Below are 12,276 nucleotides of genomic sequence, written 5' to 3'. Positions count from 1 at the left end.
TAAAAAAAGCCCATAGCTCTAACAAAACCGTATAGCCAATAGCAATAGCATCAAAACATTCCCAAGCGACTCAGAATAACTTGACAGCGATTAAACCATTCTGAGTCTGCTTACTATTCAGCTTAAGGGACACGCCCTAGTCTCGCGCCCCAAAGATAGCCGTACCAACGCGTACCATGGTAGAGCCATTGTCTATTGCCTCTGCTATATCACCGCTCATCCCCATGCTAAGCGTATCCCAAGCCTTTAATTCTGGGTAGCTGATTTTGACCTCCTCAAACAGTGCTTTGGTTCGAGCAAAGGCATTTGTGTCTGTTTTGGCAGGGATAATCATCAAGCCACGTAGTTGTAGACGCTCGTATCCTTGAATCGCTGTGATCAGTTCTGGTAGTTGTTCTGGTAAGCAGCCTGATTTACTCTCCTCATTATCGATATTAAGTTGTATCAGCACATTCAGTGGTGCTAGATCAGCTGGGCGCTGATCATTCAAGCGTTTAGCGATAATATCGCGCTCAAGAGTCTGTACCCAATCGAAATGCTCTGCAATATCACGCGTCTTGTTACGCTGGATACTACCGATATAATGCCACACAATCTTGTCACCTTCAGACTGTGACTTTAGCGAATTGATTTTCTCGATAGCTTCTTGTAGGTAGTTTTCACCAAAGTCCCGCTGTCCTTGCTTGGCTAAAGCTGCCACCATATTAGCAGGTTTGGTTTTCGAAACTGCTAGCAAGGTCGTATGATTGGCAGATCTGTCTGCATGATCGGCTGCTTGTTCATAAACTTGAGTCATTTGTGTTTTTACTTGCTGCCAATTATCAATCAACATTTGATTATCAATATTGCAGTTTGTCTTTGTCGTATTTGTCATATATCAGGATCTCGTTTTTTTTAGCTTTTTAATAGTCTGTGCAGAAAATCTTTATTATGAATAGTAAATAAGGTAATTAAATCTCATCAATAAAGTAAATCACTTATTTTTTATATGGAAATTGAGCTTGAAAATAATTAATTTTATATTTTATTCAGGAGTGGATGGTTAAATACTCATAGTCTTGTTATGATATTGTTACATGCATTAACATATGCTACTAAATATGATAGCAGTCATAAAGACTGCGTACTGGTTGACTCGTAGTTACTACGTGATTGTATAGAGTGACTGATCGATAGTTTATCACGTGCTCTCATGCTCTTTTGTCTTACGCTGACTGATTGATAGGAATATCGAATTATGGCTGAAAAAAACGCTTTAAGTATTGAAGATTTGCTACGTTTTACCGTAAAACACAAGGCATCAGATTTACATATTTCAGCAGGTATGCCTGCGATGATTCGTACCGATGGTGAAATGACCCGTATCAATATGCCTGCGATGACTCACCAAATGGTTCATCAGCTCATTTATGACATTATGAATGACAAGCAGCGTGCTGACTTTGAAGAGTTTTTTGAAACAGATTTTTCTTTTGAAATCCCCAATTTAGCTCGTTTTCGGGTGAATGCTTTTAATCAAAACCGCGGTGCAGGTGCGGTCTTTCGTACGATTCCATCCAAAGTTTTGACGATGGAAGACTTGGGAATGGGAGATGTTTTCAGACGTGTTTCAGATTTCAAACGCGGCGTAGTATTGGTCACCGGTCCAACAGGCTCGGGTAAATCCACTACCCTTGCGGCGATGATTGACTATATCAATGAAAGTCGTAAAGAGCATATTTTAACGATTGAGGATCCGATTGAATTTGTTCATGAGTCAAAGAAAAGCCTGATCAACCAGCGTGAAGTGCACCGTGACACATTGGGTTTTGAGCCGGCATTGCGTTCAGCATTGCGAGAAGATCCAGACGTGATCTTGGTCGGTGAGCTACGTGACCTTGAGACTATCCGTCTGGCACTGACAGCAGCAGAAACAGGTCACTTAGTGTTCGGTACGTTGCACACCAGCTCAGCTGCCAAAACGATTGACCGTGTCATTGATGTTTTTCCTGCTGCTGAAAAAGATATGATTCGTGCCATGCTATCGGAGTCGCTGCAGGCCGTGATTTCACAGACACTGTTGCGTCGTCAAGCCGGTGGCCGTGTGGCAGCTCACGAAATCATGCTAGGGACGCCAGCTATTCGTAACTTGATACGCGAAAACAAAATTGCTCAGATGTATTCTGCCATTCAAACGGGTGCAGGTGAAGGTATGATCACACTCGATCAAACCCTAAAGAATTTGGTAGGTAAAGGCACAATTAGTAAAGATGTGGCTCGTCCTTATGCTAAGCAACCTGAGGCATTTTTATAATACAATTTAAGCCAAATAAAAGGAGTAATGCTGGCTAGGTTTTATTGGTTTTTGTTTATAGTTTTTAAAATATAACTTCAAATAATATTTAATCTACTTACATCAAATGCAGGTACGATATGGACATTGATAAATTATTGCAATTAATGATTAATAAAAATGGTTCTGACCTTTTTATTACTGCTGATGTAGCACCTTCCATGAAAGTAAATGGAAAAATTTTGCCTGTGGGCAAAACCCCTTTAAGTGCTGATCAAACAATGACATTGGTTAAAGGAGTAATGACACCAAGCCAACAACAAGAATTTAAAGAAACGAACGAGTGTCAATTTGCGATCACTGATGAAGCACAGCAAGCACGATTTCGAGTCAGTGCATTTATACAACGCGATATGGCAGGAATGATTCTACGGAAAATTGAAAATAAAATTCCTACGGTCGAAGAGCTACGCCTGCCACCAGCGCTCAAAGAGTTATCCATGAAAAAGCGCGGTATCATCTTGCTGGTAGGCGCGACGGGTACAGGTAAATCCACTACCCTTGCGGCGATGATAGGACATCGCAATCAGCACTCGCATGGCCATATTATTACGATTGAAGACCCTATCGAGTTTGTGCATAAACACCGTGGCTGTATCATTACTCAGCGTGAAGTCGGTATTGATACCCACTCCTTTGAAGCTGGCTTGAAGAACACGCTACGCCAAGCACCAGATGTTATCTTGATCGGTGAGATTCGTAACCGTGAGGTCATGAGCTATGCGATTCAATATGCAGAGACAGGACATTTAGTGTTTGCTACCCTGCATGCCAACAATGCTAACCAAGCTATTGACCGTATCATTCATTTCTTTGAAACCAGTCGCCATAATCAGCTCTTTATGGACTTATCCTTGAACTTGCAAGCCATTATCGCTCAGCAACTCATCCCAACTCCTGACGGCAGAGGACGCCGCGCGGCTATTGAAATCTTATTGAACTCTCAGCTGATCAGTGACTATATTCGTAAAGGTGAGGTACACGAGATCAAAGATGTCATGACGCGCTCAAGAGACAGCGGTATGCAAACCTTTGATCAGGCGTTATTTGACTTGTATGAACAAGGGGAAATCACTTACAAAGAAGCCATTCTCCATGCTGACTCTCCTAATGACTTGCGCCTAAAGATCAAACTTAGCAGCAAAAACGGTAAGGCCAATTTAGATGAAGGTGCTGATAGCCTATCGTTGGATGTCAGTTAGACCATATAGTATGATAGTGAAATAACTAAAAAAGCCCCCGTTACTGATACGAGGGCTTTTTGATATAAATATGCTGATAACGAGCCAAAAGATTATAAAACCATAAAGCCGTTACTTTGCACTGTCTCTACAAGCTTGGTCAGCACAGATACCATATAATACTAGCGAATGACCTGAGAGTTTAAAGCCGTGCATCTCCGCTACTTTCAGCTGCTCTTCCTCGATCACCTCATTGTGAAATTCAATAATCTTGCCACAAACATCACAGACCAGATGATCATGATGCTCTTCTTGGGTGATTTCAAACACTGACAGATTGTTTTCGAAGTTATGACGCTCAACAATACCTGCTTGCTCAAACTGAGTCAGCACACGATAGACTGTAGCTAGACCAACATCTTCACCTTGCTCGATCAGCGCTTTATATACTTCTTCTGCGCTCATATGATGCAGTTCTGCACTCTCTAATAGTTCTAGAATTTTGATGCGCGGTAGCGTGACCTTTAATCCTGCTCTGCGTAAATCTTGATTGGTAAAAGAAGCCATAATATCCCTTCTGACTGTGACAGTCTTAGCAAATTAAAAACTAAAAATAGGAGACGAATAATCGTTAAGGATTATTTTTTTGAATATAAGTGATTTTAATATTATAAAAACAGCGCTACTGAAGCGAATCTCTTGCTTATTGTTTTTTCGATGACACCATGCAAGCGCATGAATTTAAAATATAAATAATAAAATCGCTCAGGTAGTGTTTGGTAAATAATGTCGTAAGTGGTAGGCAATTGCAAGTAAATGACGTATCATTTGTTCAAGATTGTCGGTCAGACTTGCATCATCTAACGTTGACCGCGCCTAATTCATTTCTTATGAGTCATCTTACCATGATAAAGACATTAAATTTTCGTCCGTTGAGCCATGCCAGTGTATTACGCAAAATTGTCATGACCAGCATGCTTAGCGCTACTGTCGCTATGTCTGGCTGCTCATTATTGAGTGTTTATAAGATTGATTTGCCACAAGGCACAGCGATTACTCAAGTACAAGCACAAAAACTAAAAGTAGGCATGAACCAAAACCAAGTGCTCTATATTCTTGGTAGCCCTGCGATCAGAGATACCCTTGAGCCTAAGCGCTGGGATTATATCTACGATTATAAAGCAGGCACAGAAGGTAGCCGCAAAGGTATTACTGATGTCAAAAATGCCAGCCAGCACTTAGTGGTTTACTTCGATGATAATGGCTTGGTCACGCGTATCGAAGGTATCGAAAGCTTACCAGCATCATAGTCGATGAGAGTATGAGATCCAATGAAAGCTATGAGCGCTAACTGCTAATCATCTATCCGCGAGATTTGTTTTTGCGCTGAGACATTGGATCAGCGCTCAAACTGCGATACACCTCAATACGGTCAAAAGGCTGTAATACGTAACTGAGCGGCTGTTTTTGTGCATAGATACCTACATGCCAACGTTTAGCCGTTGGCGTAGCCACATCTTTGACTTGCTCACACCACTCTGCTAATTCTGCAAACTTCTCTAACCATCCTGCTTGATTCAGTGCGTCGTATAGACTGGTTCCAGATATGACTTTTAACGCCAAGTAATGTTGACACCGCTCATCTTCAGCATACGCCAGATATACCGTCATTAGCTTGGACTCAACAGATTGCGGCGTACTATTACTATTGGTATTCCCCGTTAGCTCAGCCACTGCATCACCCAACCTATCAGTGCTAGCAGTAATGCTAATGGCACCACCAAACGTATTGCTATGCGCCACAAGTTATAGAACGCTTCATTGCTAAAATTCAATGACTTGCGTAGATGACTGATTTTCATCTGCCAACCTGCAAATATCGATAATAACAATACAGCGATACTACTAACTATCACTAAGATACCTACCAGCCATTGGGTTGGAATGGCAACTACCAGTAGCAACGCTAAAGCAAAAGTCATTATTAAACTGACTAACAGTCCAAATTTATGCGTTAACTGCTGTGTGCTGTAATGTAATAGGTAGCTTGCCACGAACAGCACCCCGATCCAATATGATAGCTGGCCAATCGGAGGTAATGACATACCACTGATAAACAAGGCTACAACACCCACCATTAGCTGTAATATCCAAATCGGTAATACCAATTTCGTTGCACGGTAGTGACGAGCGGCAGCTCTACTTTGTGCTTGCTGATCGCTGGTTTCTACTGCTGTGACTGTTTGTTTGCTAACCAAGTTCTGAGCGAACCAGTACAGCCCTGTACCTGCACCGACACTGACCAATGCAAGTGCCACTGCGCGTGCCCATTCCACCAAGCTGATATCCGTCATGGCAAAACCAGCATTTGGCACACCATTTGCGACACCCAGTACCAGCCCGATTACCATCAGTCCTAATCCAATGGGTAATGGTGCCACGCCTAATAAACTTAGTAAGACAGCAATAACCATCAACCCAGCAGCAACAGCAAAGCTTGGTATATTGGGTACACTATTTAGCTCAGTAAGCGCGCCTAATATACCAGTGCTGGCACCTGATATAATCAATGCTGCGATCACAATAGAAACCAATGCCGCAAGCCAACCAAAGCTTCGCCATATTGGGCTCGCATCAGCTTCACGAGTCAGCTTTTGCATACCAGCTAGCGGCCCCTCTACACTGCGGTAGGCCAATGCAATCTCAGCATAAACCACTGGCAATGCAACGACTACCATTGCTAGCAGCCATAGTAACCAAAAATCAATCTCACCAATTGACGTCGGTGCAAACCAACGAAACAGGAGTAACGGTAACAGCGCCGCGATAAAATAAGAGGCAGAACGGGTCATCATAATCTCAATCCAAACGATCTGATATCATCGACAAAAACTTGAGTAGCAGAAGAAGTCGCTACAAGTACTACGCACTGTAGACTAAGCGAATTTGATAAGGCTAATCATGTTTTTAAATTTGATATAAAGTGAATAATGATAATTTGTAATTATACAGACCAATGATAGGCATCTGTAAAGGAGTTAAGCTTTTATTGCTTGTCTGATATAAGAGACAAACAGTTATAAAAAAACCCCGAAAACGGGGTTTAATAGTTCAGGCATAGTAGATACAAAATGAAGTACTTAGCCATTTTATCTACAAGTGGCTGTTACTAGTATGCATCAATGCGACTCAATTAATGAATAGCACTCACGTAGTCTGACAAAATACGAATGTCACGATCTGATAGCTTCGATGCAACCGTTTGCATCATACCCATCTCGCCTTCTTTAGCAGCATCATTGACTCGTTTTTGGTCATCGCTATCGATATCATCAACACGTCCCGCAGCACGGAATAGTTTTAGCTGGGTAGAAATATACTCAGCGTGCTGTCCGCCTAGCTTTGGAAACGCAGCCCAAGTATTACCTGCCGCATCTGGTCCATGACAACCGGCACAGCCAATGACACCGCGTGACTTATCACCGCCCAAAAACAACTTGGTTGCTTCTTGGTTGGTTGCAGGGTTGCCGTAACCAACACCCCAAGGCGCTTGAGTAGCATAATAACCTGCCACGTCAGCCAGATCTTGCTGAGACAAGTTTGCAACCTGTGATTGCATGATACCGTTTTTGCGATAGCCTGCTTTAAAGTTGACCAACTGTTTGTATAGATACTTTACGTTTTGGCCACCAAGGTTTGGCTGTGCAGGAACAACACTGACACCATTAAGACCATGACACGCAGCACAAACGGTTTCTGCAATTTTCTGACCTGCTTCGATATCATGCTCAGGAACAACAATAGCAGCTTGTACGCTGAAACTTGCAACGCATAAGCTGGCAGCAGCGATTAACTTTTTCATTGATACAAATCCTACTAGCTCGGCGTAAGCATTATCTAGAATGATTGCATGGATAGGATACCCGATATAGCCGTCTCTTTAACAATGAGCATGGCGCATATTTTGAGGTATCGGACACAAGCAGTCTGAAAAGTACTTACTAATATCAGGGTTTATTTTCGATTATTATAGCAAGACTTTGTATCATTTGCCTACTTAATCATAGTATTCATCAGTTTTCTAACTGATACAGCCTAAAGCACCACACAAAAACAAAAAGCGCATCAAGGCCACAAGACCAGCGCTTTGTTTCATATACTTGGGCTTAATTTATAAGCTGACTACTGACTCATATACTCGATGAGTTTTCGATAGTCATCATCACTACAGGTGTCACAGAGACCACCTGCTGGCATCTGCGTCATACCACCTTTAACAGACTGAATAAGCGTCGGCATGCTTTTTTGTTCGATGAGCTGCTGCCACTTGGTACTATCGCCTTTTTTAATAGCATTTAATGCGCCACTATCATGGCAGGCTGCACATGAGTTATCATAGGTGGTGGCTATGTTAGTAACGTCAGCCGCACTTGCACTGCTAATTATGGCAATGCTCAAAAAGAATGCAGCACCACTAGCGGTCATAGCCGCATGACCTTTACTAAGAAGTTTATTGATTGAAAACATGGAGCACCTCCTCGTGATATTTCACGTGTCTCATCAATCGTTCTATTAAACGTCTTTCACTAAACATTGTAACAATATATGTCATGTAAACATAGGCAAATTGGATGTGGCTTTGTTAACGCCATCAACTTGTCTTATGAACCATTAACTTTAATGTTATTCTACTATTTATATGATGCTAATCGCAGTTATTTCAATAAGTAAGACAGGTAATGGTATAGAATAGCTACCAATGTAAAGTCGTAACTTTTATAGTGTATAACTAGTGATTTAGATTGAATTTATTGAGAGCAAATAGCTTTCATACATTACCTGCATTTCAGTACCAATTTAATATCCAAAAACTAACGTTTTATCACCGTATCCAATTTTTAAGATTAATGAGCCATTTATGAATACCCCGTTTACAGATGTTGCAGCCGAACATGCGCTGTTCAACACCAAGTCTCGTCAAAAAATTCAACAAACTGAATTTATGACATCAGCGCCTACTTTTAAGCTTTGTCCGCCTGATATGGGCTTAGAGGTCGCCTTTGCAGGTCGCTCGAACGCTGGTAAATCCTCGGCCATCAACGCTTTGACCAATCAGCGTCAACTGGCTCGTTCGTCTAAAACACCTGGACGTACGCAAATGATTAACTTTTTTAGTATCGGCGACACTGACAGACGATTGGTCGATTTGCCAGGTTATGGCTATGCCGCTGTACCACTTGAGATGAAAAAAGAATGGCAGGTTGAGCTAGAAGAGTATTTGGTATCACGATCAAGCCTGGCAGGATTGGTGCTGATGACAGATATTCGTCACCCCCTTAAGTTTTTTGATGAGCAGATGCTGCATTGGGCAAAAGATGGCGAGCTGCCGGTACATATTCTATTGACGAAAGCAGATAAGCTGAAATACGGCGCTTCCAAAAACGCCCTACTCAATACGCGCAAAAGACTCAAAAAACTAGGCTTGAACTGTACTATTCAGTTATTCTCGGCGCTCAGAAAAGAAGGTCTTGATGAGCTGGCGGGTATCATGGGCAACTGGTACGAGTATCAGCTCGATGCCGATAAAATCATTGAGTCCTCTTTTGCGTTATTAGAAGGTGCTGAACTAGAAGAAGCCATTGAAAAAGAAGGTACTCAAGAAGAAGATAAATAAATACGATAGTTTTGAGTTAAAAAGGGCTTATCGATAATAACGATAAACCCTTTTTTTATATAATATAATGATACTGTTATTTAAGCACACAATAGCTCGACCAATGCCTGCGGGGTATCAACCTGATAAGTAGGGTTTTGTGCGGCAAGTTCTGCACTCGTTGCCGTGCCATAGTTGACCGCTATACTGGTCATACCCAATGCCGTTGCCATCTGAATATCGTAGATACTGTCACCGATAAACACAGCGTCAGAAATCTGCTGCTGCGTATATTCCAAGATATCGGTCAACATCTGCGGATCAGGTTTTGAGCCTGACTCATCAGCACAGCGCGTCATCACAAAATAATGGTGACTCTTTGAGGCATCTAACACACGATCTAGCCCTTTTCTTTTTTTACCAGTGGCGACTGCAAGTTTTTTATCCTTCTGCTGCAAAGTCTGCAACATATTTTCTATCGGCTCAAATAGCGGCGTCGCATGACTGTTGGCAATATAATACTCTGCGTAGCTCTGTTGAATGGCGAGCATTTGCGACTCGTTGGCATGAGGATATAAAATCTCTATACCATTTATCAAACTCAAGCCAATGATGTCTTTAACCGCTTTATCAGTGGTTTCAAACCCGTGCGCCTCTCCCGCTACATGCATAGACTCAACGATCAAACCGATTGAATCCATCAACGTACCATCCCAATCAAAAATAATCAGTGTCTTATCAGAGAGATGATGCTCGTTTACAGATTGAGCATTTTTGGCAAGATCTGTAATTTTGGTTGTCATTGGTACAGTCATGAATTTACCTTAACGAATAACAGTAATAGGAGATACGAAAACGTCACGGCGGCTTATTCATAAAAATAAGAGTTCGTGACGTTTTGGTGGTCTAGCAATGACCTAATAGGTCAAGCCGCAGTGCTTGCCTTAAACTTACTCAGGCAACTGCGTTGTCTCTGGTAACCAATCTGCCATATCGTCTGGCAATGGCGCAGTAATAGTCTTGTAGCCTGGGATATCTAGGCGCCATGCGTGTAGACATAGGCGATGCACGCCCGATTTATCATGGACATTGTATTTGTCATCACCCAAGATAGCATGACCAATATGTGCCAAATGCACACGAATCTGATGTGTACGTCCTGTCATTGGCTTGGCTTCGATCACACTTACTGGCTGACCTACCATCACAAAACGATCGTGTACAATAATATCAGTCTGGCTTTCTTTTGCCTGCGTATCTTGGCTGTCTACTTTGACTCGGCGCTCACCACTGGCTAGTGTATAACGTAGCAATGGCGCATCAATACGCTGCTCATTAAGTGCAGGTTGCCCTTTCGCTAGGCATAAATAATGCTTCTGAATGGTCTTATCGACCAAATGCTGCTGCAACACTTTTAGCGTTGAGCGTTTTTTAGAGATCATCAATAGCCCTGAGGTATCTTTGTCGATACGATGTATCAGCTCTAGGTATTTTTTACCCGTCACTTCACGCATGGCTTCGATCACCCCAAAGTCCAAACCACTACCGCCATGCACAGCAATACCAGAAGGTTTGTTTAGCACAATCAGGCCTTCATCTTCATAGACCACACGTGCCAGCAAGCTCTTAGCAAACTCAGTGCTGATGATTGGTTTTTCGCGTGTCGCCAGCTCCACAGGAGCGATACGCACGACGTCTTCACGTTGTACTCTGTCGTGGGCCTTGCAGCGCTTATTATTGACGCGCACTTCATCTGAACGAATCATTTTATAGATATGCGGTTTTGGCAAACCCTTTAAGCGATTCAACAAAAAGTTATCCAAACGCTGATCGTGTTGATGGCGTGTCACTTCAAGGTAGTTTACCTTGCCAAAGTTACTAATCTCATCGTCAGCGCTTTGCGGGCGTGTTTTGCTATTGAAAATAGCAGGGGCTTCGTGGGTAGGAGCGTCGTCAGTCATTTTTGAGTTTGTCATTTTTAGTTAGGTGTTTACACAAAGATTTGTTATAGTTTAGCATGTTGAGCGACAATTAAGCAGAGACTACGACAATAATCATTGTTGTTTCAGATAGCTGGTCACCGTTTTATTGCTTTTCAGTATTTACTGATTGCTATTAAAGAGGTCCATGCTATTTACCTTGCTGATATTAGACGTTTGATCTGATTTAGGGCGCATTATTTACTTAAAGGTATTACTTACCAGATATCGCTCCATAAATTAAAAACACTGTATTGAATGTTATTCGATACCATAAAATAAATAGTGACACTAAACACCATCGCGTTCGTAAATATGACAACAAATCTATTTATCAACGGATGACAACACCACATTGACTCACTAACTGCATGACAACGACTTTACTTGATAACTATTTATTATTTAATGATTACTTATCTGATGGTTCTTTATGCCAGCGTAGTTGAGCAAGTATGGGTAGCATAGCGTTAGGATCGAAAAGTAACTCGATAGCTGCCGAAGTATTGGTGGTCAAACAGATGACGACAAAATGTAAATACAATACCATGCTGATGAGCTGGCTCATTACTCTGTTTGCCAAGTACGCCCCGCTGATAACCACAGCCGCAACCCCTAACCTTGAGACACCCAAGATATGATTAACGACACACAAAGAACGATAAACAAAGAGTAACCAATCGCTTTACCTGAATAGATAATCGCTGACTGACGAACTATATATAATAGCCACCACGATCGCGATATTATTGTTAGACTTTGATGGATAAATGGCAACATCATCACGCCTTTTTAGTATGAGTACTTTTGAACACTGCAACTGACCATCGCCCACGCTTACAACGTGCGCCAAAATCACGACCAACAAAATGTACTGACTTTAACTAGGCTTGGTGAATTCGCTATATGTACTAAATTTACTGATGACAACATACAAATACCATAGCCTTACACCCTATATTATTTACATTGACATGAGTATCGCTAACCACTTCAGGTAAAAAAAGCCATTGAATAAGCCATTGTGCTTTATTAGACCCACGATTTACGTTTTACCGTTAATTAATATCTGTAAACGCTAATATAATATTAGTCACACTTGCCACTATGTTCTAAAGACTGTCTTATCGT

Annotated in this window: 13 protein-coding genes; 4 read left to right on the top strand and 9 right to left on the bottom strand. The window is 41.8% G+C overall.

Features of this window, described 5'->3' with window-relative positions; all coding sequences use genetic code 11:
• Window positions 1-136: 136 nt before the first annotated feature.
• Window positions 137-874, bottom strand: a complete 738-nt coding sequence (locus ACTXGL_RS05235) for a YggS family pyridoxal phosphate-dependent enzyme (protein ID WP_443525341.1) — start codon at window positions 872-874, stop codon at window positions 137-139.
• A 363-nt stretch (window positions 875-1,237) separates the two neighbouring features.
• On the opposite strand from ACTXGL_RS05235, the gene ACTXGL_RS05230 reads away from it, so the two are divergent.
• The gene (locus ACTXGL_RS05230; protein ID WP_443525339.1) at window positions 1,238-2,293 is read left to right on the top strand and encodes a type IV pilus twitching motility protein PilT; all 1,056 of its coding nucleotides are present in this window, start codon (window positions 1,238-1,240) and stop codon (window positions 2,291-2,293) included.
• Window positions 2,294-2,412: 119 nt separating this feature from the next.
• Complete coding sequence (locus ACTXGL_RS05225; RefSeq protein ID WP_443525337.1) at window positions 2,413-3,534, top strand: PilT/PilU family type 4a pilus ATPase; 1,122 nt, start codon at window positions 2,413-2,415, stop codon at window positions 3,532-3,534.
• A gap of 111 nt (window positions 3,535-3,645) precedes the next feature.
• Here ACTXGL_RS05225 and fur read toward each other — a convergent pair whose 3' ends face one another.
• Window positions 3,646-4,080 carry a ferric iron uptake transcriptional regulator gene (gene fur / locus ACTXGL_RS05220; RefSeq protein WP_443525335.1) on the bottom strand — a complete coding sequence of 145 codons (435 nt, stop codon included), beginning with the start codon at window positions 4,078-4,080 and terminating at the stop codon, window positions 3,646-3,648.
• Window positions 4,081-4,403: 323 nt separating this feature from the next.
• Between fur and ACTXGL_RS05215 the strand changes: the two genes are divergently transcribed.
• On the top strand, window positions 4,404-4,823 hold the full coding sequence (locus tag ACTXGL_RS05215) for an outer membrane protein assembly factor BamE (protein ID WP_443525334.1): 420 nt from the start codon (window positions 4,404-4,406) through the stop codon (window positions 4,821-4,823).
• Window positions 4,824-4,875: 52 nt separating this feature from the next.
• On the opposite strand, the gene ACTXGL_RS05210 is transcribed toward ACTXGL_RS05215, so the two are convergent.
• The 4 genes from ACTXGL_RS05210 to ACTXGL_RS05195 all read right to left on the bottom strand — a co-directional run bounded on the left by ACTXGL_RS05210 (window position 4,876) and on the right by ACTXGL_RS05195 (window position 8,040).
• Window positions 4,876-5,247 carry an RnfH family protein gene (locus tag ACTXGL_RS05210; RefSeq protein ID WP_443525333.1) on the bottom strand — a complete coding sequence of 124 codons (372 nt, stop codon included), beginning with the start codon at window positions 5,245-5,247 and terminating at the stop codon, window positions 4,876-4,878.
• Window positions 5,235-6,368 (bottom strand): hypothetical protein, encoded by a 1,134-nt coding sequence (locus ACTXGL_RS05205; protein WP_443525331.1) that lies wholly within the window; start codon window positions 6,366-6,368, stop codon window positions 5,235-5,237. Before ACTXGL_RS05205 ends, ACTXGL_RS05210 begins: the two co-directional genes overlap by 13 nt.
• Before the next feature lie 338 nt (window positions 6,369-6,706).
• Window positions 6,707-7,375, bottom strand: a complete 669-nt coding sequence (locus tag ACTXGL_RS05200; RefSeq protein ID WP_443525329.1) for a c-type cytochrome — start codon at window positions 7,373-7,375, stop codon at window positions 6,707-6,709.
• A gap of 320 nt (window positions 7,376-7,695) precedes the next feature.
• Window positions 7,696-8,040 carry a c-type cytochrome gene (locus ACTXGL_RS05195; protein ID WP_319051136.1) on the bottom strand — a complete coding sequence of 115 codons (345 nt, stop codon included), beginning with the start codon at window positions 8,038-8,040 and terminating at the stop codon, window positions 7,696-7,698.
• Window positions 8,041-8,431: 391 nt separating this feature from the next.
• On the opposite strand from ACTXGL_RS05195, the gene yihA reads away from it, so the two are divergent.
• Entirely contained in the window at window positions 8,432-9,187 is a 756-nt protein-coding gene (yihA, locus tag ACTXGL_RS05190) for a ribosome biogenesis GTP-binding protein YihA/YsxC (protein ID WP_443525327.1), read from the top strand.
• A gap of 80 nt (window positions 9,188-9,267) precedes the next feature.
• On the opposite strand, the gene ACTXGL_RS05185 is transcribed toward yihA, so the two are convergent.
• The 3 genes from ACTXGL_RS05185 to ACTXGL_RS05175 form a co-directional block, all read right to left on the bottom strand.
• Complete coding sequence (locus ACTXGL_RS05185; protein ID WP_443525325.1) at window positions 9,268-9,981, bottom strand: HAD-IA family hydrolase; 714 nt, start codon at window positions 9,979-9,981, stop codon at window positions 9,268-9,270.
• Between the two features lie 135 nt (window positions 9,982-10,116).
• The gene (locus ACTXGL_RS05180; RefSeq protein ID WP_443525324.1) at window positions 10,117-11,127 is read right to left on the bottom strand and encodes an RluA family pseudouridine synthase; all 1,011 of its coding nucleotides are present in this window, start codon (window positions 11,125-11,127) and stop codon (window positions 10,117-10,119) included.
• Window positions 11,128-11,557: 430 nt separating this feature from the next.
• A complete protein-coding gene (locus ACTXGL_RS05175; protein WP_443525323.1) occupies window positions 11,558-11,713 on the bottom strand; it encodes a hypothetical protein in 156 nt (51 codons plus the stop codon).
• Window positions 11,714-12,276 lie beyond the last annotated feature (563 nt).

Origin of the sequence: Psychrobacter sp. T6-6 (genome assembly GCF_052258185.1) — a bacterium.
Classification (GTDB): domain Bacteria; phylum Pseudomonadota; class Gammaproteobacteria; order Pseudomonadales; family Moraxellaceae; genus Psychrobacter.
The sequence above is the reverse complement of the archived record's forward strand: the minus strand, read 5'-3'. Positions and strand labels throughout refer to the sequence as shown.

What these genes read in the sequence shown, in the direction of transcription:
- ACTXGL_RS05235 (WP_443525341.1), bottom strand. Translation starts at nt 874, where the DNA reads ATGACAAATACGACAAAGACAAACTGCAATATTGATAATCAAATGTTG.
- ACTXGL_RS05230 (WP_443525339.1), top strand. Translation starts at nt 1,238, where the DNA reads ATGGCTGAAAAAAACGCTTTAAGTATTGAAGATTTGCTACGTTTTACC.
- ACTXGL_RS05225 (WP_443525337.1), top strand. Translation starts at nt 2,413, where the DNA reads ATGGACATTGATAAATTATTGCAATTAATGATTAATAAAAATGGTTCT.
- fur (WP_443525335.1), bottom strand. Translation starts at nt 4,080, where the DNA reads ATGGCTTCTTTTACCAATCAAGATTTACGCAGAGCAGGATTAAAGGTC.
- ACTXGL_RS05215 (WP_443525334.1), top strand. Translation starts at nt 4,404, where the DNA reads ATGAGTCATCTTACCATGATAAAGACATTAAATTTTCGTCCGTTGAGC.
- ACTXGL_RS05205 (WP_443525331.1), bottom strand. Translation starts at nt 6,368, where the DNA reads ATGATGACCCGTTCTGCCTCTTATTTTATCGCGGCGCTGTTACCGTTA.
- ACTXGL_RS05200 (WP_443525329.1), bottom strand. Translation starts at nt 7,375, where the DNA reads ATGAAAAAGTTAATCGCTGCTGCCAGCTTATGCGTTGCAAGTTTCAGC.
- ACTXGL_RS05195 (WP_319051136.1), bottom strand. Translation starts at nt 8,040, where the DNA reads ATGTTTTCAATCAATAAACTTCTTAGTAAAGGTCATGCGGCTATGACC.
- yihA (WP_443525327.1), top strand. Translation starts at nt 8,432, where the DNA reads ATGAATACCCCGTTTACAGATGTTGCAGCCGAACATGCGCTGTTCAAC.
- ACTXGL_RS05185 (WP_443525325.1), bottom strand. Translation starts at nt 9,981, where the DNA reads ATGACTGTACCAATGACAACCAAAATTACAGATCTTGCCAAAAATGCT.
- ACTXGL_RS05180 (WP_443525324.1), bottom strand. Translation starts at nt 11,127, where the DNA reads ATGACTGACGACGCTCCTACCCACGAAGCCCCTGCTATTTTCAATAGC.
- ACTXGL_RS05175 (WP_443525323.1), bottom strand. Translation starts at nt 11,713, where the DNA reads ATGAGCCAGCTCATCAGCATGGTATTGTATTTACATTTTGTCGTCATC.